Source organism: Bacillus sp. 2B09 (assembly GCF_003946835.1).
GTDB lineage: Bacteria > Bacillota > Bacilli > Bacillales > Bacillaceae > Bacillus > Bacillus altitudinis.
On sequence record NZ_RPSG01000014.1, the window covers coordinates 1 to 21,358 of the forward strand.

Here is a 21,358-nt window from a genome sequence, read left to right on the forward strand (position 1 = left end):
AGGTTACCCACGTGTTACTCACCCGTCCGCCGCTAACATCCGGGAGCAAGCTCCCTTCTGTCCGCTCGACTTGCATGTATTAGGCACGCCGCCAGCGTTCGTCCTGAGCCAGGATCAAACTCTCCGAAAAAGTACAAAACCGAAGTTTTGTTTTTCGTCAGCGTTTGACTGACTACCTATGATGTATCATAGGATTTTTTTATAAAAACTCGAATTAACAGGTACGTTTTGTCTTGTTTAGTTTTCAAAGATCATCTTCGCCGTTCTTAGCGGCTTTAATAATATAACATTTCGCTTCATCTTATGTCAACAACTTTTTTCAAGTTTATTTCCCGAAGCGTTTGTGTTTGTCACTGTGTGTCAGCGACGATTAATAATATATCACGAAAACATTCTGTTGGTCAACGCCTTTTCAGAACTTTTTTTAAAATAGTTTTATCGTGCATGTTAAACCCTTGTCCTGCATACAATCAAGTAACAATCTTGGACAAGGCAGGAGTGTTTGAATTGAGTCGATTATATGTGTTGCCTATTAAACGACTGAAGCAAGTAGTCATTATTCTTGTAGCAGCCCTTGCAGCTGCAACCTTTTTTTATGTACAAAAGGCACCGCCGCTGTCGGTATTTAAAACAGAACAAGGACCCCGAGCGATTTATAAAGGAGAGACCTCATCAAAACATGCATCCCTTACGTTTAATATTGGCTGGGGAGACGAGAAGGCTGTTCCTATTTTAAATGTCCTCCGAGAGTACGATATAAAGAACGCCACTTTCTTTCTGTCTGCTTCTTGGGCTGAGCGTCACCCGGATATTGTGAAAAGGATTAAAGAGGATGGCCATCAAATTGGCAGCCTTGGCTATGCATATAAAAATTATAGCCAGCTGGAAGAAAACGAAATTAAGCGAGATCTTGTCCGTGCACAAAATACATTCCAAAAGCTTGGACTGGAAGACATTCAATTATTAAGACCGCCAACTGGGCAATTTAATGAAACGGTATTGAAAATTGCAACAAAGTATGGCTATACCGTTGTACATTACAGCATCAATTCTCAAGATTGGCTGAATCCGGGCGTCGACCAGATTGTTCATAATGTAAATGATCGAATGAAAAGCGGAGACATCATTCTCCTTCACGCCTCAGATTCAGCCACCCAAACCGCTCAAGCCTTACCAGCTATTTTAAAACACTTAAAAAATCAAAATTTAAGAAACGTCACGGTTGGCGAACTTATCTCTAATACAAAAACAAAGTCAACTGAGGTTAAGTAGCTTTTACTTTTGAAAACCGCGGCATAGCTAACAACTGAAACGCATTACAACCTAATAGCGGGAATAGCATTAAATACAGCCAGTCCTCTTCATTGACTCTAAGCGCCGGAAACCATTCTAACGACGTGATGACGACCATGAGAAACATTGCAGAAATAAATGTTTTCTTAGAGGACTGTTGCTGTTTAAAATAAGACACGATCAATGCAAACACACCGATAAAAACAGGCAGCCACAAGTATGGAAGAAATGATTCATTCTCCCCGAAAAACAAAAACCGCAAATAAGCTAAATCAAACAGCACGAAAATCACAAGAAATAACTGAATGGTATTCCATAAAGAATGCGACCTGAAAATCTCCAGCGCAAACCGGTGCACTGTCAAAAAAACAACAAACCCCATCTGACTGATTACACTAAAGATCATCCCCACACCAATAAACCAAAATAACACAGACGCAATCTCTAAAATCTCAAACGATACAAACAGCTTCTGATATTTCCCCCACTCCAGCGCAAAACCTACCACGCTTGTAATGACCGCTCCAACAGCCAGCACAGAGAAGAAAAAACGAACTAAATCCCGACTTTTCATTGAATTGACCCAACCCCTATTTTTGTTATGTATAAATTCACGTGAAACATTCATATTAAAAGTAAGACATGTAACGAAAGGAGCCACAGTATGTCAAAAGGCATCTTGCGTATAATGAGCTGTTTTCTTCTTTTATCTCTAACAGCTTGTGCTCCCAAAACCCAATCCTCATCTAATATGGACTATGACGAAACGAAAAAAATGGTCGTCGATATTTTGAAAACAGATGACGGTAAAAAGGCCATTCAACAGTTATTAAATGACGAGGCAATGAATGAAGCTTTGGTAATGGATGAACAAACTGTGAAAAAAACAATAGAGAAAACACTGACTTCTGATAAAGGCAAAGAGTTCTGGAAGAAGGTCTTTGAGGATTCTAAATTTGCCGAGACTTTCGCAAAATCCATGCAGCAACAGCATGAAAAGATGTTAAAACAATTGATGAAGGACCCTGACTATCAACAAATGATGATGGATATTCTCAAGGATCCTGAAATGGAAAAGAAATACGGTGAACTGGTCAAAAGCAAAGAGTTCAGAAAGCACTTAGAGAAAGTCATCACAGAAACATTGAGCAGCCCTCTCTATAAGAAGAAATTCGAAGATGAGCTAAAAAAAGCAGTCTCTGAAAGCAGCAATGATTCCGGTTCACAAGGAAGCGGCAGTTAAACATCACCCGAGTGGCACAAGGTCCACTCGGGCTTTCATTATGCTTTCACTGCTAATTGTTCAATGACTTTATTGGCAATGTGTTGATACACTTCCCCTGTCGGATGACTCGCATCATAGACAGAAGGTGCAAAATCGTCCTCATTCCAATCAGGCTGTCTTAAAGGGATCTGACCAAGGACTGATACTCGCAGCTCCTCCGCCAGCTTGTCCCCGCCGCCCTTTCCAAAGACATATTCCTTCTCACCTGTTTTTTTGCTTTCATAGTAACTCATATTCTCAACGACCCCTAGCACCTCGTGATCTGTTTGCAGTGCCATTGCGCCTGCTCTAGCAGCAACGAAAGCCGCTGTTGGATGCGGTGTTGTCACAATGATTTCTTTACAGCTCGGAAGCATCGTATGAATATCAAGTGCCACATCACCTGTTCCAGGCGGAAGGTCTAATAGTAAGTAATCTAATTCTCCCCACTCTACTTCGTGGAAGAAGTTATTTAGCATTTTACCAAGCATCGGTCCTCTCCAAATGACCGGTGCGTTTTCTTCAACAAAAAAGCCCATTGAAATCACTTTGACGCCAAAGCGTTCCACAGGAATAATCTTTTCCCCTTTAACTGTCGGTCTGACGGTGATTCCCATCATATCCGGTACGCTAAAGCCGTAAATATCAGCATCGATCAGTCCCACTTTTTTCCCTAGACGAGCCAGTGCCACAGCCAGGTTAACGGAAACAGTTGATTTCCCAACTCCGCCTTTTCCACTCGCAATCGCTAAGAACACAGGCGGATTTTTAGAGTTGAGCAAATTTTCTTCCTCATCCTGTGACGGCATAAATTTTTCAAGCGTTTCTTGAGGCAGTTCTTCAAAACGAAGTCCTACAGTGTTCGCGCCCGCTGCTTTTAAAGCTTGTACGATGTCTTGCTGCAGCTTCATCTGCTCAGCAGTGCCTGTTTTGGCAATCGCCACTTTTAAGCTCACATGCTCTTTTTCAGGCTTTAGGCTGATTTCCTTGATGGCATCCAGCTCACCAAGCGGTATATGAAGGAAAGGTTCGTCCATCTTCCCAACTAGTTTTCTCACATCATCTTGTCCGATCATAGCAGAACCTCACCCTTTATTGAATTCGTTTACAATTCAAGTATATCATACATATCCTTACAATGTCTGTCCTCTTTGCCTGCGATAAACAGGAAAAAGCCCCTTATTCAGGCGGCTCTTTTTGCTCTGTTAAATATCTGAGAATGCCTTTATAAATCGAAGCAGCAATTTGATCCTGATATTTAGGAGTCGCCAGCTGACCAGCCTCTTTTGGATTCGATAAAAATCCGATTTCGACAAGCGCTCCTGGCTTCGTGACATTTTGCATTAAATAAATTCCATTGATTCGCTTCGCCTTGCGATCTGTGTTTTCAAGATTGTTGCGCAATTCATCTTGAATGAACTTCGCTGCTTTTTCATTCTCTTCATACTTTCCGTAAAAGAACGTCTGTGCCCCGCTCCATTTGTTCGATGGGATCGCATTTAAATGAATACTTAAATAGAGATCCGCTTCAGACTCATTGATGACTTTCACACGGTTTCTTAAATCCTCCGCTTTCTTCCGGGCATATCCCTTTGTATTCTTTGATGATAAATCAGAATCATCTTCCCGGGTCATGAGAACAAGCGCTCCCTGCTCCTGCAAATAGTCTCTTATCTTCATGGACACATCCAGTGCAATCTCTTTTTCAAGCAGCTCGCCGCCAACAGCACCGCCATCTGGACCACCATGACCCGGATCTAAATAGATGATCTTGCCGCTCAAAGGCAAGTTCCACGATTTCCACGAATCATCATTTAGAAACTGAAATCTGAATAAGAATAAGAGGACAATAAACCCGATTAAAAACCCTGTCCATTTCAGCTTTCTTTTCATCCCTGTCCCTCCCATACACCATTATTTTATAGATATGGGACAAGGGCTGGAAATATGCTTAGTGCAGTCGAAGCTTATGCCTTTTTTCAGATTCCCGAAAGCCTTCCTGCCACCATATGCTTAAAAATTCCTTCGCAAATGGATACAGACACGACATCTTACGCTCCATTCGGAACATATTCCCCCACGATTGCAAACACCCTGCTAGCTCCTCAACCAGCTCATCTTCTTCATGAACTGACCGTTTTTTTATATCATCGAATGATTCACCATACTTACTCGACTCACCGTATCTCCCACCTGCTAAAAAAGCCTCAATGGCGAAATCAATACAGCCATCACTCATAATCCCAGCTGGATCATCTGCAAATGGGAACAGCTTCTTCGTGAATTTCTTGGAAGCGACCGTCACCTGTTGAAGAGACAATGTACGCAACAGCTTCTTTTCAAGCGTGACATCTCGTTTTGTTTTCAATTGATAAAATGAAAGAACTTCTGCCATGAACTGAACTCCTTTTTTTCTTTGTATTGTTCGTTGGTTTGAACAAAACATGCAGTTCAGTAAATGGAAATCAATGAGCTAACGGATTGGAAAATTGTGATAAAATGAACATATATATAGAAAGAATAGAAAAGGGGCAAAATTCATGAAGAAATGGATGTATATCCTATTGCTACTAACAGTCGTCTTGTCTGGTTGCAACAGTCAAGCAACCGAGCAAAAGAGCGACATAAAAGAAATAGAAGACATATCATTAAAACAGCTTTCCAAACACAAAAATTCTTATATTGGAGACAATGGAGCAGTCGGCGCTATTTTATCAGATCTTCCAGGTAACGTGATTCGCGAGTATGAAATCGTAGATGAAAAAGCGCTAAAAGTGACATACGGCGTGAAAGAAAATACCAATGATACAGAAGAACAATTTGATGCATTTTGGTTTGATAAGAAGGATACCATTGAAAAAAACTACTTATATAATGCATTGGCACTTTTTATTCTTATCGATAACGTGGAGCAAGTGACACTCCAGATGAACGCTAAAGACGAGCCATCCGTCACGTTTAAAAGAAAACAGCTAGAAAAAAAGCTGCCTCACTCTTTTAAAGTGTACAAAGACGATACAGCGCTTTGGCAAAAGGAACTGGTTGATGGAGTTGTGAAGTCAAAAGATAAACGTCTAGATGTATACAATGCGTTTCCCATCAAGAAATAATAAAAACAGAGGGCGTCACCCTCTGTTTTTTGATAATTATGTAGTAAAAGCTTGAATCAATCGTTGTCGAAAGTTTTGATCTGCTACTACGGTAAGTATAAATTCATCGAACACTTCCCCCATCCAGTGAGAATTCTCCGCTTTCAGGTCATTGATGAATAGAGAAATCGATATAGTTGATGTATCCGTTTTTCGATATAAAGCAGCAGTGACAACAAACAACGTCGATCCACCTTTATACCAAATATATTGATCTGTTTCCGTCTTCAATATTTCTCCCAGCACAATTTGGCTAAAAAGACGCTTTTCTTCTGTTGTTAACAGCTCATCCTGTAGACGTTTCATAAAATGTGCATATTGATTCGTTGTAGACTTTGTCATCTTTTGCGTCAGTAAAGATTGAATACGCAAGCTTAACAAGTTCTTTTTCATCAATTTTTCTTCTAACGCCTTTTTATGCTCCGGGTCATTTTTCATGATATGAAAAATCTCAATCATCAGAGATTTGTATTGTTCATCAGTTACATCGCTTATTTGCTTTAATGCATCCTGCTCATGATCAGATACATAGGCTGGCCACAAAACCTTGGGTGTCAGCAGCATGAGTTCATCATGTTCTGTAAGACCTGCTTGTTTCATCTGATTATTGATCTTCTCTAAGCCCAGCAGGTCAATCAAATAATCAGTACAAGCATTCGAACTGAATTGCATCATCCCTTTGGCAACATCTAATAAAGTTGCATGCTCAGAAAAATCGTTGACCTCCAGCCAGTATGTGTGAGCACCGCCATCGGTTCTATCAATATAAAACCGCTCTATATCAGACAATGTCACTTTTTCATCTAGCTTGATGTCATCGCTGGATACAGCTTTAACAAAATGAAACAAAACCATTAATTTCATCGTACTTGCAAGTGGTGTTTTTTGATTACCATTCCATTCTAATACCACATCTTCATTTTCAATAATTGTTACTGATACGTTCTTTTTGTTTTTCCTGACAAATGTCAAAAGATCCTCTTTTGTTTTCTTCAAATGTTTCTCCTTTCCAAACCACTATAGATTCTCGTCTCCAATATAACAAAAATTTGAAACAAAGGCACAAAAAAGCAAAGGGTTGTGAATACCTTTGCTTCTTGGTGTGTTTATTTACGAAGAAGCTGCAGCTTCATCCCATCATGCGTAGCTTCAAATCCCAACTTTTCGTAAAAACGGCGTGCTTCTGGCCTCTGTTTGTCTGTTGTCAGCTGAATCATATGACAACCGCGGTCACTTGCGCGTTGAATAGCCCGTTTGATCAACAATGTGCCAATTCCTCTTCCTCTATGAGTCATGGCTGTACGAACTCCTTCTATTGAAGCTCTCCATCCTCCTTGATACGTTAGAAATGGACTCATTGTTAATTGGAGAACACCGACTACCTCTTCCCGATCACAAGCCACGATTAGTTCAATATTGGGATCCGCTTCGATCGAATGAAAGGCATTGAGGTAGCTTTCTAATAATGGACGAGTGTAACGTTCTCTCTTTTGGCCTAATTTGTCGTCTGAAAGCATCAAAACGATGTTGTCGAGGTCTCCTTGGACGGCTTCTCTAAATGTCAATTGATTCAGATTCAATGAACACACCTCCTATCACGGAATGGAAACCTTTATTCATTTGCCAAAATACCAATTGATAGCGTTCTCATATAAAATTTTATCCACCGCTTCCTCATCAAACATCTGTTGAACCAATTCAACATCACCGGATTCAAATGGACGTTTCGCCCTTGTAGATGGAAGATCTGTACCAAACATCAGTGCATCAGGATTCGTTTGATAAATAGACGTCAATGCCTGTTCGACCTTTAAATCAACACGCCCAAAGCCCGTTGCTTTCACACGAACCCCTTTATCAACCAGCTTGAGCAAATGCGGCAAGCCTTCTTCCGATAAGCCTAAATGATCAATCGAAACGGCCGGCAGCTGTTCAAGCGTAGAGGAGATGTCAGGGAGATGCTTGGCGTCTATGTAGAGCTCACTATGCCAGCCCACCAGCTCATACACCCTTCTCGCAAAATAGTCGAGCTTTGAAATATCCTCCGAACCGCCCCGCTTCACATTAAAACGTAAAGCCTTGACCCCATGTTGATTCAAATGAACAATCTCATCGTCAGTTGCTGTAAAAGGTAATTGTGTCACACCGCAAAAAGCCGGTCCCATTTCATCTAGTGCTTTCAACAAATAGCCTTGATCAAAACCCTGAAATGAGCCTGACACAATCGCTCCACCTACAATCCCTAAATCAGCCGTCTCTCTCCTATAATCATTCACCACATAACTCGGCGGTGTATACCCTTGGTTTTCTTGAATGGGAAAATCAAAATCAATGATATGAAAATGTGCATCAAAGATCCTCATGCCCGCGCCCCTCTTCTGCTTATTTGACCTGATTATATCAATTAAAAAAGCCAGAGAATATTCGTGATGATGAATCACTTCATATTATAAAAACTTATTAATCCTTCTTTACAAACCATTCCTCTTGTAAGATGGCATAATAAAACTCATCCCACCACTCATTTCCTTGTGGTATACATTTTTTAAAATATCCCTCTCTTCTCATCCCCATTTTCTCCATCACTCTCCATGACGGCACATTTTCAGGCTGACAAGTGGCAATGATTCGATGTAAATTCATTGTGTGAAAACCATGATGTAGGACAGCAAATGCAGCTTCTGATGCATAGCCTTTGTTTTGATATGCAGAATTGAAGACCCAGCCAATTTCATATGTGTGCTCACCAAAGTAAGGATGAAACACGATATGCCCGATGCATGTATGATCTTCTTTTAATAGAACAGCAAAATTCTTGGCCGTCTCAAGACGATTATTTTTGACAAAATCCCGCGCCTCTTCTTTAGAAAAAACACCTTCTGGCATATACTTCATCACCACCGGATCAGATGTATATGCATAGACATTCTGCCAATCATCCTCAGTAAATGGTCGAATGAGACATCTTTCTGTTGTTAGATTCATCGGACAACCTCCATAGACTTCGTTTTTTTAACAGAAACCTTGATATGATCATATTAATATTGCTAGACCAACTCACTGAACAATACCACACGCTTCAAACAAAATTGGTCAATATCATTAATTATTCATTATATTCGCGGCTAAAAATAAAAAGATTGTAGAAAAACGTCGGCTTCTCTACAATCTAAAGCTTTTAATCATAATAGAATACAAGCTTTTGTTTTAAGAAATATCTAATTACTGAGTTAACGGCTTAATAATATACTCTTCACCGAGATCAATTATATTTAGATTATAGTTTTCAGTCATTTCTTTTATCTCTTCAGGTTCTAAAGATGTTCCTACGATTGACTGTCCCTTTGTTTGTGATAATACTCTAAAAAGTTCTTTTTGACTCTTCACCGCCATTTGTTGCTGCCCCGGTTCATCGAAAACCATTAATCCTGGATGATTACCAGAGAAATTTTGGCTTGCTTTATAAATGGTAATTACATAAGACCAAATTAGACGAATATTATCGCTTGCTGATGAATCAAATTTAATATCAAACCCACTAACAATAGGAGTGTATTTATCATATGATAAAGTAATTTCATTAGTATTAATGCTGGAGAAGTTAAAATTATCCAATAGGGATAGAAACTCTTTTTCGAAATAGGTTAATTTCTTTTTGTCGAGTTCTGAAAAGTAATCTTTTGGTAAGGCCTCTTGTCTAGTTAAATAATCTTTCCACTCAGATACAATTACTTTAAAACGTGTTTCTATTTTCTCAAAAGTACTACTTGCATCATATAACTTATTTATGAGAATTTTTAGTCGCACTAATTCATCCAATTCCTTTTTGGTAGGTAGTCGAGGATTAGAATTCAATTCAGATTTATACAACCTTAACTCTCTTCTGGCATTATCAAGATGTTCAATAATCACTGCTAAATTTGACTGCTTATTTTGGATAACTGTATGTGATTGTTTTATACCGAATTTCAACGTATTAATTTGCTCTTTTATATACGTTATATTTTCTGACAAGTCTAGTGGCTGTATACTTGTTTCAGCAGGCAACAGTGAGTCTGCAACAGCTTGACTACAAGTAGGACAGATACCTTTCGAAAAGCTTGAATCAATATCTGAACCGAGTTTGTAAAGCTTCTCAGCTTCTTGGTTTCTTTTTAAGTCTAATTCTAATTTTTTTAGATTTTCTCCCATAGAAATTTGGTTATTTCTTTGTAATAGCAGATCCTGTCTAATATAGTTTATTTCATTTTGCAATTGTAGAACTAAAAGTTCTTGCTCTTTTACTTTCTCTTCATATTGTGAAGCTACTTCTGATATTGCTACAACTCCGTAATTTTCTTTTTCTTTTATTGAACCCTCTAATTGAAATATACGATCAAAAATGGATACTAACACTTTATCATCATTATAAACAGTTAGCGATAAATTATCTAAGGTTATAGGGTTAGCAGGTAGATTAGGAATAGCTGCAGAAATAGAAACTGCCAGCTCTTCTACCTCTCGCTTTAAAGCAGACCATTTATTTGAAAGTAAAGCTTTAATAACCTTCAACTCTTCTCGTTCCTTAGCATTCTTGGTGACATCCATATTCAATAAAAATTCAAAAGCGCGTTTAGATAAATCTCTTATCCCAAAACTCCCTGAAATTGGGGAATAAAAACTACTCCACCCCTTAATTTGTTCGATAAAATATAAAGGAGTAATTGTTTGAAGGTATAGAATTCTGTCACCACCCTCAAATGTTGGAACCTCCGGCAATTCCCATTCTAAATAAGATGATAAAAAAGTATGGAAGCCCGCGTTACCTATTGCTGCCCCCTTCATATGGACATAAAAATCCTTAAAACTAAAATTCCCTTCTCTTGATAATTTAGGCCCATAATGTACTCTAATTAATTTCTCATCTTTATTTTGTGACTTTATCCATCTAGTAAGTGTTATAATTTTCCCCCTATGATTGGATATCTCTAGCTGTACTTTCGATCCTATAATTGCAACTTCTCTTCCTTTAAAAGACAATTTATCTTTTAAAACAGGCTTCATCGTTTTCGCATTTCTTCCACCGAGTACCTCTTCTAAACCCAATACGTATAGTATAGAATTTATCGTGGAACTTTTTCCTTTTGTATTTCTTGCTCTTATAATATTAAATCCCTCTTTAAAAGAAATATCGGTGCCAAATAATCCATCTTCCGTATCGATCGTTATTTTTAGGTGATTCAATTTTATTCGATTCATGAGGGATACCTCTCTTTAAATAATTGCAGTATATATTTATCAGATAGACTCTTTTTTATTGTCTTCAAAAAAACTTTTTCTTTTGAAAATACATCACCTTTCAAAATTTTTTGTGCTAAAAGTTCCCCTTTTTCAGTTAAAGAAAATTTACCCGTTTTCACATTAAACGAAAAAACTTGCATTGCCACTCCATAATTTAAAGCTCGATTTAAAAAGGGGTCAAATCTAATAATTGGAAAGTCTTTTGTTTCCTTTAATTTAAATAATCTCTCGTAACGCTCTTCATTTTGCAAACCCCAATTAAACAACTGTAATTTTAATAAAGAAGCTGTCTTCATAGTCGAAGATAACTCCATAACAAGAATTATTTGGGAAATTCTGTATATCGGCCGCAACTCCGGTGATATCGGTATCTTTTTCCTATTAAAGTTAATTTCTTCTATCTCATCTAATGGTAAATCCATCTTCTACCCTCCAAAATCTAATGGGCACTCAATTAGCCAACTTGCTATTGCTTCATGACAGAGATCATTGTAAACTGAATATTCGAAAATATCATGAAAATTTTCTCCCTGCAATGCTTCTTTGTATTTCTCTAGAGTATTATTTAACAATACTTTTGGTGATAAATCTGTTAATAGTACTTCTGCTTCAAGATGAGTTGCAATGGAATTTTTAATCCTCACTTGTTTCTCATATGCTGAACTATAGGTTTGTTGCATATGATTTAATATTTCCTGACCTTTAATATAATTACGAACTTGCAAATCTATATATCTATTTGTTGTTTGCGCTTTAGAGGACTCATCCAAATTTTCACAAATCTTTCCGATTTTTCTATCTAAAATAATGATAGAAGCGGTTTGACACTGCTTCCAGTTAATAATCTCCTGTTGATTAGGAGCTGGTACTTCAATGCTTATCTTTTCTTTTAGAATTTGCCTTGCTTGAAGAATTTCTTTACCGTAGTATTGTTCATCGTGAACAAGAACATCAAATGAATCATCCAATAGGTCCTTCATAGATGAATCATTTCTATATTCAACAGCTTTTTCATGACAATGAGCAATAAGTGCTTTATTTGTTATTGTTGGGGTAAGAAATATCCACCGTTTAATTTTAACTCCTTGGAAAAAATTTAATAGTTGGTTTTTATATTTTTTTAATTTATTCAAGTCTTTAGTAATTTTATCTCTTTGATGACCATATAACTTAGTAGATTCATATTCTCCATCTGGACAGTAACATTGAAAGACATCTCCCTTTCTCGTGAAACCCTCTATTCCTAAATCACCTTGAGTATGTGCTGTCATCTCTTGATAACCATCTGCTTCATATTTTATTTTCAAGAAAGTTTGACAGTGTTCTTCCCAACTGTCCCCATTGTATGTACCATAAGATGTTCTGTACATATTTGCCCTCCGTACCAAAGTAATATTCCTAATACAATATTACACCTTTTTTACAATTTTATCTATAATTATCATAAATGATATTTAAAACAAAAAACCCCTTACTCTTAATGAGCAAGGGGTAGATAAGAATATACAAGCAATTAACGTTTTGAGAACTGAGGTGCGCGACGTGCGCCTTTAAGACCGTATTTCTTACGCTCTTTCATACGAGAGTCACGAGTAAGAAGTCCAGCACGTTTAAGTGGTGTACGGTACTCAGGATCTACTTCTAGAAGAGCACGAGAGATACCGTGACGAATTGCTCCAGCTTGACCAGAGAATCCACCACCGTGAACATTTACAAGAACATCGTAGCTGTTAGCTGTTTCTGTGATGTTCAAAGGCTGTTTCACGTCTTCGATTAAAGCAGCGAATGGAATGTATTCAGTAATTTCACGATTATTAACGACGATACGGCCTTCACCTGGAACTAAGCGAACGCGCGCTACAGAACTTTTACGACGACCTGTACCGTAATATTGAACCTGTGCCAAATTGTTAACCTCCCTTATAATTAACCGCGAAGTTCGTAAACTTCAGGTTGTTGTGCTTGATGTGGATGCTCAGAACCACGGTACACATTTAATTTTTTGAACATTTGACGACCTAGTGGACCCTTTGGAAGCATACCTTTGATAGCAAGCTCCAACATTTTTTCAGGGTAGTTTGTACGCATCTCAAGAGCAGTTCTTTGTTTCAAACCACCTGGGTGCATCGTATGACGGTAGTAAATTTTGTCCGTCAATTTCTTACCTGTTAATTCAATTTTCTCAGCATTGATGATGATCACGTGATCACCTGTGTCAACGTGTGGTGTATAAGTTGGTTTGTGCTTACCGCGCAAAAGTGATGCTACTTCAGTAGAAAGACGACCTAGAGTCTTGCCTGCCGCATCAACCACTAGCCATTTGCGCTCAATTGTGCTTGCGTTCGCCATTGGTGTTGTACGCATGAGTTTCCCTCCTAAATAAATCAATGAATTTTCCTGAATCAAATGCTACGTTCTATTTCAAAACACAGATAAGTCTTCCGGGGCTTATTTGTGGGGTTGAAATACATACCATATGATATCTTATAACTTTCTGCTTCCTGTGTCAAGAACATGTTACACCTGGTTTAGTTGTCATAGAAAACTTCCCATAAATACAGTCCGTGACTGGGCGCAGTCTTGCCTGCCGCTTCGCGATTTCGGGCGGCAAGCATGGCTTTTATCTCCTCAGGGTGAAATTTACCAGAACCAATTTCAAGTAACGTTCCAGCGATAATTCGCACCATGTTGTATAAAAAGCCATTCCCTCTCACACGCATTTCAAGCCCGTCTGAGACGTTTTTCCACTCAAGGGCATAAATCTCCCTCACCTTGTCTTGAACCTCTGTGTTGGCCGCACAAAAGCTTGTGAAATCATGTGTGCCAATGAGGTGCCCAGCAGCTTCTCTCATTTTGTCTGCATCAAGCCGGTAAGGATAATGACAGGCATACTGTCTAGTGAACACATTTTGGTGCGTTTCCGTCGAGACCTTATAACGGTACTCCTTCGAAACGACACTAAAACGTGCATGAAACGATTCATTCACTTTCTCAGCCTTTAGAACCCTGATGTCATCAGGCAGGAGACTATTAAGGGCAAAAGGCCATCTTTCCATCGGGATGGCAAGCGGGGTGTCGAAATGGATGACCTGCCCCTTTGCATGAACACCACTGTCTGTCCGGCCGGAAGCCACAATCGGAATTAGTTCATCTTGTTTATGCATTCTAGCAAGAACAGATTCAATCTCCGTTTGTACAGTTCGCTGTCCTGGTTGCACTTGATACCCTTTAAAATGTGTCCCATCGTATGCTACGGTACATTTTACTTTCATCTAGGCATCACCTAATTTCTAAGCAGCACAAGGAGTGCTGTTAACAGGATGAATAGAAGCAGCGTGAACGTGTCTTTCATTCCCCAGACAAGCTGACGGTATTTCGTGCGCCCTTCTCCCCCGCGGTAGCCTCTCGCTTCCATAGCGGTCGCCAATTCCTCCGCACGCTTAAACGCACTGACGAAAAGTGGGACAAGCAATGGGACAATCGCTTTTAAACGATCTTTCACGGGTCCGCTTGTAAAATCAACACCTCTTGCCATTTGGGCTTTCATGATTTTGTCTGTTTCTTCGAGTAAAGTCGGAATAAATCGAAGAGAGATAGACATCATAAGAGCAAGTTCATGAACAGGTAGCTTGATTTTACGGAAAGGATGCAGCAGCTTCTCCATACCGTCTGTCACTTCAATAGGCGTTGTGGTCAACGTCAGAAGTGTTGTCATCATGATGAGATAGACAAAACGGAGTGAAATGAAAATCCCCTGTTTTAGACCTTCTTCATAAATATTCAGAAAACCAAAGTGAAGGAGCAAAGCGCCATCCTTTGTCATGAAGATATGCAGAATAAAGGTAAACAGAACAATCCAAAGGATGGGTTTCATTCCTTTGAGAATAAAGTATAGCGGCACCTGAGACACCATCACCACAAGGATCGTAAAGACCCCTAAAAGCCCGTAAGTGATGTAGTTATTCGCAAAAAAGACAATAAAGACAAAAAAGAAAATTGATAACAGCTTTGTCCTTGGATCAAGACGATGGACAAAGGATGTACCTGGCACATATTTGCCGATAATCATACTATCCATCATGATGTCGTGTCCTCCTGATATAAAGCTGTTAAGGCTTCTACCATTTCATCCATGGTCAGAAGCGGTCTTGGAAACGTCATCCCCAGCTTTTCTTCGACAGCCTGCTGGAATTTGATCGTTTCCGGGAGGTCCAGTCCGAAAGAAGACATGTCGGTACGATTGGCAAATAGCTCCCTCGGCGTACCTGTCGCCTTTACTGTTCCTTTGTGCATCACAATCATTTGATCCGCATAATGAGCGGCATCTTCCATACTGTGTGTCACAAGGATCGTCGTCAGGTTGGCTTTTTGATGAAGTTCATAGAACATGTCCATGATTTCTTTACGTCCGCGTGGATCTAATCCCGCAGTCGGCTCATCAAGCACAAGGACTTCTGGCTCCATCGCTAGAACACCTGCAATCGCCACACGTCTCATTTGACCACCGCTTAATTCAAAGGGTGATCGAGATAACAAGGATTCAGGAAGGCCTACAAGCTTCAGCATCTCTTTAGCCTTGGCTTCTGCCTTTTCTTTTGGAAGGCCGAAGTTCATCGGACCAAAACAGATATCCTTCAGAATCGTCTCCTCAAAGAGCTGATGTTCAGGAAACTGAAACACGATACCTACCTTTTTGCGAAGAGATTTCAGTTCCTTCTGCTTTTTATTGGCTTGTAAGACCGTATCTCCAAGCGCAATCCTCCCCTTTGTTGGTTTGAGCAGTCCATTTAAATGTTGCAACAATGTCGACTTGCCAGAACCCGTATGACCGATGACAGCAACATAGCTGCCTTCTTTGATGGAAGCATTGACATCATACAAAGCGAGACGCTCAAACGGCGTTTTCATTTGATAACGATGCTCTAATTCTTTGATCGTAATGTCCATAGCTCTTTCACCAATCCTTCTTGTGTCAAATGGGCATTTGCAAGCGGCACACCTTGCTGCTTCAATTGCTTACTCAACCGGTAGGAAAATGGCAGATCAAGTCCAATCTGAACCAGCTGTTCATCTAGTTCAAATACTTCCTCTGGTGTTCCCTCGGCAAATTTCTTCCCACCATTCATCACAATAACGCGGTCTGCCTTCGCAGCCTCGTCTAAATCATGTGTGATGGAAATGACCGTGACCGTTCCTTGTTCCTTCAGCAGTCTGACGGTTTCTAACACTTCTTCACGGCCAATCGGATCAAGCATTGATGTTGCTTCATCCAAGATCATGATGTCAGGGCTTGCGGCAAGTACACCAGCGATCGCTACTCTCTGCTTTTGCCCGCCTGATAGATGGTGCGGCTCTTGATCAAGAAACTCCTGCATATTGACCTGTTTGACAGCCCAATCTACACGCTCTATCATCAATTCCCGCTCAACCCCGTTATTTTCTAAACCAAAAGCCACATCATCACGAACCGTTGAGCCAACGAATTGGTTGTCTGGGTTTTGAAAGACCATGCCGACCTTTTTGCGAATATCCCAAACACTTTCTTCTTTCAGCTCAATCTCACCAACCTTGACCGTTCCTGCATCCGGTAAAATGAGCCCATTCAGTACACGGGCAAGTGTGGATTTACCTGAACCGTTGTGGCCAACAATGGCAAGCCATTCATTTTGATTCACATGCAATGACACTTGGTCTAAAGCGGGCTTGTCCGCATCTTTGTGATAACGAAATACAATGTCTTTTACGTCAATTAATGTCTTCTCCATCTCTACCGGACCTCCTCTCAGCTCAACCTCTACTTTGCCTATTGCTAAAAAGCCGTAGTATCTAAAAAAGGGCATAGATCCAGTTATGAACTGTCCCGCCCTTTCTTAGATACACGATATGTGATTAAACTAATTCAATGACAGCCATTGGTGCGCCATCGCCGCGACGAGGTCCAAGCTTCATGATACGAGTGTATCCACCTTGGCGATCTTCGTAGCGAGTTGCAACGTCAGCGAATAATTTTTGAAGTGCATCTTGGTTTGTTTCAGCGTTAGCTACTTCGTTACGAATGTAAGCTGCAGCTTGACGGCGAGCATGAAGATCTCCGCGTTTGCCAAGAGTGATCATTTTTTCAACTACAGAGCGAAGTTCTTTCGCACGTGTTTCAGTTGTTTCGATGCGTTCGTTGATGATCAAATCAGTCGTTAGGTCACGAAGCATTGCTTTACGTTGTGCACTAGTGCGTCCTAGCTTTCTGTATGCCATGTGATGTCCCCTCCTTAATTAGAGATGCTGTATGAATAAAAAACACACGAAAATCCTAGTTCACAATGAAACTAGTCAATCGTCTTTACGAAGACCCAGTCCAAGTTCTTCTAGTTTCGCTTTCACTTCTTCAAGAGATTTACGTCCAAGGTTACGAACTTTCATCATATCCTCTTCTGTCTTGTTAGCAAGCTCTTGAACAGTGTTAATACCCGCACGCTTCAAACAGTTGTAAGAACGAACAGAAAGATCAAGCTCTTCAATTGTCATTTCAAGCACTTTTTCTTTTTGGTCTTCTTCTTTTTCAACCATGATTTCTGCATGCTGAGCTTCGTCAGTTAACCCAACGAAAATATTTAGGTGTTCAGTTAAAATCTTAGAACCTAGAGCGATCGCTTCTTTCGGTCCTGTGCTTCCATCAGTCCATACATCTAGTGTTAATTTATCATAGTTTGTGATTTGCCCAACACGGGTGTTCTCCACTTGATAAGTTACACGAGATACAGGTGTATAGATTGAGTCGATCGGAATCACGCCGATAGGCTGATCGTCTCTTTTGTTTGCATCAGCAGGATTATACCCGCGACCTCTTTGTGCAGTCAAACGAACACGGAAGCTCGCATTTTTGCCAAGAGTTGCGATGTGAAGATCTGGATTTAAGATTTCAATATCGCTGTCGTGTGTAATATCAGCAGCTGTTACAGTTCCTTCATCTTGTACATCAATTTCAAGCGTCTTCTCTTCTTCAGAGTAGATTTTGAGTGCAAGCTTTTTAATGTTTAAGATAATCGTTGTAACATCTTCAACCACGCCTTCGATCGTTGAGAATTCGTGTAAGACACCATCTATCTGGATCGATGTTACAGCTGCACCAGGAAGTGAGGATAAAAGGATACGACGAAGGGAGTTCCCTAAAGTGGTACCATATCCACGCTCAAGTGGCTCTACGACAAACTTGCCATACTTGGCATCGTCGCTGATTTCAACCGTTTCGATTTTTGGTTTTTCAATTTCGATCATCTAATAAAACCCTCCTTCAAAACGTCGAAACCTCGAATAGAATCATATGAGATTCCATCCGAAATTCCTCATTGTTTAGTCCCGTATGTGCTCAGGCAACGAGTCGTGTATTCGTCTCATAAATAACTGTATCATAACCCATTATTGACAGGGACACAAAATCTATACAAACAAATTACACGCGGCGACGTTTTGGTGGACGGCATCCGTTATGAGGAACTGGAGTTACGTCTCTGATTGCAGTAACTTCAAGACCTGCAGCTTGAAGTGCACGAATTGCAGCTTCACGACCAGAACCAGGACCTTTAACAGTTACTTCAAGTGTTTTAAGACCATGTTCGATAGAACCTTTAGCAGCAGTTTCAGCAGCCATTTGTGCAGCGAAAGGAGTAGATTTACGAGAACCTCTGAATCCTAATGCACCAGCACTTGACCAAGAAATTGCGTTTCCATGAACATCAGTAATCGTTACAATCGTGTTGTTGAAAGTGGAACGGATATGAGCGATTCCAGCTTCAATATTCTTTTTCACGCGACGTTTACGCGTATTTTGTTTACGAGCAGCAGCCATTCTTTAACTACCTCCTTTACTTATTTTTTCTTGTTAGCTACAGTACGACGCGGACCTTTACGAGTGCGCGCGTTGTTTTTTGTGTTTTGTCCACGAACAGGAAGTCCTCTACGATGACGGATTCCGCGGTAGCTTCCGATTTCAATTAGACGCTTAATGTTAAGTGAAACTTCACGACGAAGGTCACCTTCTACTTTAAGTTTGTCAATGATATCACGGATTTTACCTAGTTCGTCTTCAGTTAGATCGCGAACGCGAGTGTCTTCAGAAACACCTGCTTCTTTAAGGACTTGTTGAGCCGTCGTACGACCAATTCCAAAAACATATGTTAAAGAAATGACAACACGCTTATCACGTGGAATATCTACACCAGCAATACGAGCCATGATTTGGGCACCTCCTTGTTATTAGCCTTGTTTTTGTTTATGTTTTGGGTTTTCACAGATCACCATTACTTTTCCTTTTCTGCGAATCACTTTACATTTTTCACAGATAGGTTTAACAGATGGTCTCACTTTCATGTGTTTCCAACCTCCTTCTTCCGGAGTTGCTTTATTTGTAACGGTACGTAATTCTACCACGAGTTAAGTCATATGGAGATAATTCTACCGTAACTTTGTCTCCAGGTAAAATGCGAATGAAGTGCATACGGATTTTTCCTGATACATGAGCCAAAACTGTATGACCATTCTCTAGTTCAACTTTGAACATTGCATTTGGCAAAGTTTCTGCTACAGTACCTTCCACTTCAATTACATCGTCTTTCGCCATTCAAGTGTTCTCCCTTCTTCAAATCAGTAACTTGCTCTCTGATAAATGTCCAAATGAGATGTTCTCAATTGTCCATCTATCACCCGACCTGTTTTGAATATACTGTTCTGAACTTCCGGAGATACGCAATCATAAAAGGTTAAATGATTGATATTTTTTCTTAGGAGAATGAATTTACGCTTTTCTCCGTCTGCGATTAGTACATGGCAGCCATCGAACACGCCGATGACAACTGTATACTGATCTTGTTCTTTCCTTGGACTATACAGACAACCTGCCCGATTTGGGCCTGAAAGGCTTCAGTGAAGACCTAAATCTTAGTCAGTATATCAAAACCTGTATCTGTAATCGCAATCGTATGCTCAAAGTGAGCACACTTTTTCCCATCAACCGTTACAACCGTCCAGTTATCAGCCAATGTTTTCACATATCGGCTGCCTGCGTTCACCATCGGTTCGATGGCCAACACCATTCCAGGTTTGAGCCGTGGGCCTTTGTTCGGCGGACCATAATGAGGAATTTGAGGGTCCTCATGAAGATCCTGTCCGACCCCATGTCCAACATATTCTCTAACAACTGAGAAATTCTCATCTTCAACATACGTTTGTATGGCATGGGAAATGTTTGACAGACGTTCACCTGGCTTTGCTTCCTGTAAGCCCTTATATAGAGATTCCTCTGTGACTTCCAGTAGTTTGCGGTCCTCATCACTGATTACCCCAACTGGATATGTCCAAGCAGAGTCACCATGATAGCCATTTAACTTTGCGCCGATATCGATACTAATGATGTCTCCATCACGTAAAACCCGTTTACCAGGAATACCGTGAACGAGTTCTTCATTCACCGAAACGCAAATGCTCCCGCGAAAACCATTATACCCTTTAAAAGATGGGATTGCACCCTGCTTTGTAATAAAACGTTCGGCAATTTGATCCAATTCTTTTGTCGAAATACCTGGTTTTATGTGTTTCTTCAGCTCTTCATGAGTCAGTGCGACAATGCGTCCAGCTTCTCTCATAATCTCAAGCTCGCGAGGAGTTTTACAGATAATCATTTATTTAATCCCCCAAGCAGGTCCTTGATATCAGCGTAAACATCGTTAATGTGCTTCGCACCATCAATGTTTGCAAGATATCCTTTTTCTGAATAAAAATTCAGTAAAGGTTCAGTCTGCTTTAAGTTCACTTCAAGTCTTGTCGAAACGGTTTCTGCATTATCATCTGCACGTTGATAAAGCTCGCCTCCACACTTGTCACAAACATTTTCTTTCGCAGGTGGATTAAATACTAAATGATATGTTGCTCCGCAATCTTTGCAAATTCTTCGGCCAGTCAGACGCTCCATCAAAGCATCTTTATCGACTTTAATATTAATGACATAATCAATCGTTCTGCCAAGGTCCTTTAGAATGTCTTCTAAAGCTTCAGCCTGAGCGACAGTTCGCGGAAATCCGTCCAGAAGAAAACCTTGTTCACAATCATTCTTGCCAAGTCTTTCTCTAACAATACCGATTGTGACCTCATCAGGAACAAGCTCTCCTTTATCGATAAAGGATTTTGCTTCGAGCCCAAGTTGTGTCTCCTCTTTCATAGCAGCACGGAACATATCTCCTGTTGAGATATGAGGGATCCCATAATCATCAACAATTCGTTCTGCCTGAGTGCCTTTACCAGCACCCGGAAGCCCCATTAAGACTAAGTTCATTTCGGATTTCCCCTTCCTTACTTAGAGAGGTTGGGCAGGAGCCCAGCCCTC

Annotated in this window: 28 protein-coding genes and 1 rRNA gene; 3 read left to right on the top strand and 26 right to left on the bottom strand. The window is 40.2% G+C overall.

Features of this window, described 5'->3' with window-relative positions:
• Positions 1 to 130: ribosomal RNA gene (locus EBQ12_RS18240) — 16S ribosomal RNA — on the bottom strand; the annotation flags it as partial.
• Between the two features lie 377 nt (positions 131 to 507).
• On the opposite strand from EBQ12_RS18240, the gene pdaB reads away from it, so the two are divergent.
• The gene (gene pdaB, locus EBQ12_RS18245) at positions 508 to 1,272 is read left to right on the top strand and encodes a polysaccharide deacetylase family sporulation protein PdaB (RefSeq protein WP_125590964.1); all 765 of its coding nucleotides are present in this window, start codon (positions 508 to 510) and stop codon (positions 1,270 to 1,272) included.
• On the opposite strand, the gene EBQ12_RS18250 is transcribed toward pdaB, so the two are convergent.
• Positions 1,265 to 1,867 (bottom strand): KinB-signaling pathway activation protein, encoded by a 603-nt coding sequence (locus EBQ12_RS18250; protein WP_125590966.1) that lies wholly within the window; start codon positions 1,865 to 1,867, stop codon positions 1,265 to 1,267. The genes pdaB and EBQ12_RS18250 overlap by 8 nt on opposite strands.
• A gap of 90 nt (positions 1,868 to 1,957) precedes the next feature.
• Between EBQ12_RS18250 and gerD the strand changes: the two genes are divergently transcribed.
• Positions 1,958 to 2,536 carry a spore germination lipoprotein GerD gene (gene gerD, locus EBQ12_RS18255; protein ID WP_007496366.1) on the top strand — a complete coding sequence of 193 codons (579 nt, stop codon included), beginning with the start codon at positions 1,958 to 1,960 and terminating at the stop codon, positions 2,534 to 2,536.
• 38 nt (positions 2,537 to 2,574) lie between these two features.
• On the opposite strand, the gene EBQ12_RS18260 is transcribed toward gerD, so the two are convergent.
• The 3 genes from EBQ12_RS18260 to EBQ12_RS18270 all read right to left on the bottom strand — a co-directional run bounded on the left by EBQ12_RS18260 (position 2,575) and on the right by EBQ12_RS18270 (position 4,952).
• A complete protein-coding gene (locus EBQ12_RS18260) occupies positions 2,575 to 3,633 on the bottom strand; it encodes an Mrp/NBP35 family ATP-binding protein (protein ID WP_007496365.1) in 1,059 nt (352 codons plus the stop codon).
• Between the two features lie 103 nt (positions 3,634 to 3,736).
• Positions 3,737 to 4,450, bottom strand: a complete 714-nt coding sequence (gene cwlD / locus EBQ12_RS18265) for an N-acetylmuramoyl-L-alanine amidase CwlD (protein WP_017359175.1) — start codon at positions 4,448 to 4,450, stop codon at positions 3,737 to 3,739.
• 58 nt (positions 4,451 to 4,508) lie between these two features.
• Complete coding sequence (locus tag EBQ12_RS18270) at positions 4,509 to 4,952, bottom strand: YbaK family protein (RefSeq protein WP_017359174.1); 444 nt, start codon at positions 4,950 to 4,952, stop codon at positions 4,509 to 4,511.
• Between the two features lie 145 nt (positions 4,953 to 5,097).
• On the opposite strand from EBQ12_RS18270, the gene EBQ12_RS18275 reads away from it, so the two are divergent.
• Positions 5,098 to 5,667, top strand: a complete 570-nt coding sequence (locus EBQ12_RS18275; protein WP_125590968.1) for a DUF4825 domain-containing protein — start codon at positions 5,098 to 5,100, stop codon at positions 5,665 to 5,667.
• Between the two features lie 36 nt (positions 5,668 to 5,703).
• Here the strand turns inward: EBQ12_RS18275 and EBQ12_RS18280 are convergent, their stop codons facing one another.
• The 21 genes from EBQ12_RS18280 to EBQ12_RS18385 all read right to left on the bottom strand — a co-directional run bounded on the left by EBQ12_RS18280 (position 5,704) and on the right by EBQ12_RS18385 (position 21,307).
• Entirely contained in the window at positions 5,704 to 6,702 is a 999-nt protein-coding gene (locus EBQ12_RS18280) for a serine hydrolase (protein WP_017359172.1), read from the bottom strand.
• A 110-nt stretch (positions 6,703 to 6,812) separates the two neighbouring features.
• Positions 6,813 to 7,286 (bottom strand): GNAT family N-acetyltransferase, encoded by a 474-nt coding sequence (locus tag EBQ12_RS18285; protein ID WP_125590970.1) that lies wholly within the window; start codon positions 7,284 to 7,286, stop codon positions 6,813 to 6,815.
• 36 nt (positions 7,287 to 7,322) lie between these two features.
• The gene (locus tag EBQ12_RS18290; protein ID WP_046526521.1) at positions 7,323 to 8,069 is read right to left on the bottom strand and encodes an amidohydrolase family protein; all 747 of its coding nucleotides are present in this window, start codon (positions 8,067 to 8,069) and stop codon (positions 7,323 to 7,325) included.
• 97 nt (positions 8,070 to 8,166) lie between these two features.
• Positions 8,167 to 8,691 (bottom strand): GNAT family N-acetyltransferase, encoded by a 525-nt coding sequence (locus tag EBQ12_RS18295; protein ID WP_125590972.1) that lies wholly within the window; start codon positions 8,689 to 8,691, stop codon positions 8,167 to 8,169.
• 237 nt (positions 8,692 to 8,928) lie between these two features.
• Positions 8,929 to 10,944 (bottom strand): coiled-coil domain-containing protein, encoded by a 2,016-nt coding sequence (locus EBQ12_RS18300; RefSeq protein ID WP_125590974.1) that lies wholly within the window; start codon positions 10,942 to 10,944, stop codon positions 8,929 to 8,931.
• The gene (locus EBQ12_RS18305; protein WP_035389134.1) at positions 10,941 to 11,408 is read right to left on the bottom strand and encodes a hypothetical protein; all 468 of its coding nucleotides are present in this window, start codon (positions 11,406 to 11,408) and stop codon (positions 10,941 to 10,943) included. Before EBQ12_RS18305 ends, EBQ12_RS18300 begins: the two co-directional genes overlap by 4 nt.
• A gap of 3 nt (positions 11,409 to 11,411) precedes the next feature.
• Positions 11,412 to 12,356, bottom strand: coding sequence for a hypothetical protein (locus tag EBQ12_RS18310; RefSeq protein WP_051632353.1), 945 nt, complete (start codon positions 12,354 to 12,356; stop codon positions 11,412 to 11,414).
• 143 nt (positions 12,357 to 12,499) lie between these two features.
• The gene (gene rpsI / locus EBQ12_RS18315) at positions 12,500 to 12,892 is read right to left on the bottom strand and encodes a 30S ribosomal protein S9 (protein ID WP_007496354.1); all 393 of its coding nucleotides are present in this window, start codon (positions 12,890 to 12,892) and stop codon (positions 12,500 to 12,502) included.
• 20 nt (positions 12,893 to 12,912) lie between these two features.
• Entirely contained in the window at positions 12,913 to 13,350 is a 438-nt protein-coding gene (gene rplM / locus EBQ12_RS18320) for a 50S ribosomal protein L13 (protein WP_003217042.1), read from the bottom strand.
• Positions 13,351 to 13,514: 164 nt separating this feature from the next.
• Entirely contained in the window at positions 13,515 to 14,258 is a 744-nt protein-coding gene (gene truA / locus EBQ12_RS18325; RefSeq protein WP_125590976.1) for a tRNA pseudouridine(38-40) synthase TruA, read from the bottom strand.
• 11 nt (positions 14,259 to 14,269) lie between these two features.
• Entirely contained in the window at positions 14,270 to 15,067 is a 798-nt protein-coding gene (locus tag EBQ12_RS18330; RefSeq protein ID WP_007496348.1) for an energy-coupling factor transporter transmembrane component T family protein, read from the bottom strand.
• Positions 15,064 to 15,933: an energy-coupling factor ABC transporter ATP-binding protein gene (locus EBQ12_RS18335; RefSeq protein WP_125590978.1), complete on the bottom strand. Its 870-nt coding sequence runs from the start codon at positions 15,931 to 15,933 to the stop codon at positions 15,064 to 15,066. The genes EBQ12_RS18330 and EBQ12_RS18335 overlap by 4 nt, the downstream gene beginning before the upstream one ends.
• Positions 15,909 to 16,751: an energy-coupling factor ABC transporter ATP-binding protein gene (locus EBQ12_RS18340; protein WP_008345218.1), complete on the bottom strand. Its 843-nt coding sequence runs from the start codon at positions 16,749 to 16,751 to the stop codon at positions 15,909 to 15,911. The genes EBQ12_RS18335 and EBQ12_RS18340 overlap by 25 nt, the downstream gene beginning before the upstream one ends.
• 124 nt (positions 16,752 to 16,875) lie before the next feature.
• A complete protein-coding gene (gene rplQ / locus EBQ12_RS18345; RefSeq protein WP_003216944.1) occupies positions 16,876 to 17,238 on the bottom strand; it encodes a 50S ribosomal protein L17 in 363 nt (120 codons plus the stop codon).
• Positions 17,239 to 17,313: 75 nt separating this feature from the next.
• Positions 17,314 to 18,258, bottom strand: coding sequence for a DNA-directed RNA polymerase subunit alpha (locus EBQ12_RS18350; protein WP_003217009.1), 945 nt, complete (start codon positions 18,256 to 18,258; stop codon positions 17,314 to 17,316).
• A gap of 175 nt (positions 18,259 to 18,433) precedes the next feature.
• The gene (gene rpsK, locus EBQ12_RS18355; RefSeq protein WP_003217231.1) at positions 18,434 to 18,829 is read right to left on the bottom strand and encodes a 30S ribosomal protein S11; all 396 of its coding nucleotides are present in this window, start codon (positions 18,827 to 18,829) and stop codon (positions 18,434 to 18,436) included.
• 20 nt (positions 18,830 to 18,849) lie between these two features.
• Positions 18,850 to 19,215 carry a 30S ribosomal protein S13 gene (rpsM, locus tag EBQ12_RS18360; RefSeq protein ID WP_003217023.1) on the bottom strand — a complete coding sequence of 122 codons (366 nt, stop codon included), beginning with the start codon at positions 19,213 to 19,215 and terminating at the stop codon, positions 18,850 to 18,852.
• 21 nt (positions 19,216 to 19,236) lie between these two features.
• On the bottom strand, positions 19,237 to 19,350 hold the full coding sequence (gene rpmJ, locus EBQ12_RS18365; protein ID WP_003156543.1) for a 50S ribosomal protein L36: 114 nt from the start codon (positions 19,348 to 19,350) through the stop codon (positions 19,237 to 19,239).
• A gap of 31 nt (positions 19,351 to 19,381) precedes the next feature.
• A complete protein-coding gene (gene infA / locus EBQ12_RS18370; RefSeq protein WP_003217190.1) occupies positions 19,382 to 19,600 on the bottom strand; it encodes a translation initiation factor IF-1 in 219 nt (72 codons plus the stop codon).
• A gap of 310 nt (positions 19,601 to 19,910) precedes the next feature.
• Complete coding sequence (gene map / locus EBQ12_RS18380) at positions 19,911 to 20,657, bottom strand: type I methionyl aminopeptidase (RefSeq protein WP_017359166.1); 747 nt, start codon at positions 20,655 to 20,657, stop codon at positions 19,911 to 19,913.
• Entirely contained in the window at positions 20,654 to 21,307 is a 654-nt protein-coding gene (locus tag EBQ12_RS18385) for an adenylate kinase (RefSeq protein ID WP_007496336.1), read from the bottom strand. The genes map and EBQ12_RS18385 overlap by 4 nt, the downstream gene beginning before the upstream one ends.
• Between the last annotated feature and the right edge of the window lie 51 nt (positions 21,308 to 21,358).

Bases quoted from the DNA above. Each gene is read 5' to 3' on its own strand.
- EBQ12_RS18350 (WP_003217009.1), bottom strand. From the start codon at position 18,258: ATGATCGAAATTGAAAAACCAAAAATCGAAACGGTTGAAATCAGCGAC.
- EBQ12_RS18295 (WP_125590972.1), bottom strand. From the start codon at position 8,691: ATGAATCTAACAACAGAAAGATGTCTCATTCGACCATTTACTGAGGAT.
- EBQ12_RS18290 (WP_046526521.1), bottom strand. From the start codon at position 8,069: ATGAGGATCTTTGATGCACATTTTCATATCATTGATTTTGATTTTCCC.
- EBQ12_RS18330 (WP_007496348.1), bottom strand. From the start codon at position 15,067: ATGATGGATAGTATGATTATCGGCAAATATGTGCCAGGTACATCCTTT.
- rpmJ (WP_003156543.1), bottom strand. From the start codon at position 19,350: ATGAAAGTGAGACCATCTGTTAAACCTATCTGTGAAAAATGTAAAGTG.
- rpsK (WP_003217231.1), bottom strand. From the start codon at position 18,829: ATGGCTGCTGCTCGTAAACAAAATACGCGTAAACGTCGCGTGAAAAAG.
- EBQ12_RS18270 (WP_017359174.1), bottom strand. From the start codon at position 4,952: ATGGCAGAAGTTCTTTCATTTTATCAATTGAAAACAAAACGAGATGTC.
- EBQ12_RS18335 (WP_125590978.1), bottom strand. From the start codon at position 15,933: ATGGACATTACGATCAAAGAATTAGAGCATCGTTATCAAATGAAAACG.
- cwlD (WP_017359175.1), bottom strand. From the start codon at position 4,450: ATGAAAAGAAAGCTGAAATGGACAGGGTTTTTAATCGGGTTTATTGTC.
- EBQ12_RS18310 (WP_051632353.1), bottom strand. From the start codon at position 12,356: ATGTACAGAACATCTTATGGTACATACAATGGGGACAGTTGGGAAGAA.
- rpsM (WP_003217023.1), bottom strand. From the start codon at position 19,215: ATGGCTCGTATTGCTGGTGTAGATATTCCACGTGATAAGCGTGTTGTC.
- infA (WP_003217190.1), bottom strand. From the start codon at position 19,600: ATGGCGAAAGACGATGTAATTGAAGTGGAAGGTACTGTAGCAGAAACT.
- EBQ12_RS18275 (WP_125590968.1), top strand. From the start codon at position 5,098: ATGAAGAAATGGATGTATATCCTATTGCTACTAACAGTCGTCTTGTCT.
- gerD (WP_007496366.1), top strand. From the start codon at position 1,958: ATGTCAAAAGGCATCTTGCGTATAATGAGCTGTTTTCTTCTTTTATCT.
- rplM (WP_003217042.1), bottom strand. From the start codon at position 13,350: ATGCGTACAACACCAATGGCGAACGCAAGCACAATTGAGCGCAAATGG.
- truA (WP_125590976.1), bottom strand. From the start codon at position 14,258: ATGAAAGTAAAATGTACCGTAGCATACGATGGGACACATTTTAAAGGG.
- EBQ12_RS18260 (WP_007496365.1), bottom strand. From the start codon at position 3,633: ATGATCGGACAAGATGATGTGAGAAAACTAGTTGGGAAGATGGACGAA.
- EBQ12_RS18385 (WP_007496336.1), bottom strand. From the start codon at position 21,307: ATGAACTTAGTCTTAATGGGGCTTCCGGGTGCTGGTAAAGGCACTCAG.
- EBQ12_RS18340 (WP_008345218.1), bottom strand. From the start codon at position 16,751: ATGGAGAAGACATTAATTGACGTAAAAGACATTGTATTTCGTTATCAC.
- EBQ12_RS18250 (WP_125590966.1), bottom strand. From the start codon at position 1,867: ATGAAAAGTCGGGATTTAGTTCGTTTTTTCTTCTCTGTGCTGGCTGTT.
- EBQ12_RS18305 (WP_035389134.1), bottom strand. From the start codon at position 11,408: ATGGATTTACCATTAGATGAGATAGAAGAAATTAACTTTAATAGGAAA.
- EBQ12_RS18300 (WP_125590974.1), bottom strand. From the start codon at position 10,944: ATGAATCGAATAAAATTGAATCACCTAAAAATAACGATCGATACGGAA.
- rplQ (WP_003216944.1), bottom strand. From the start codon at position 17,238: ATGGCATACAGAAAGCTAGGACGCACTAGTGCACAACGTAAAGCAATG.
- map (WP_017359166.1), bottom strand. From the start codon at position 20,657: ATGATTATCTGTAAAACTCCTCGCGAGCTTGAGATTATGAGAGAAGCT.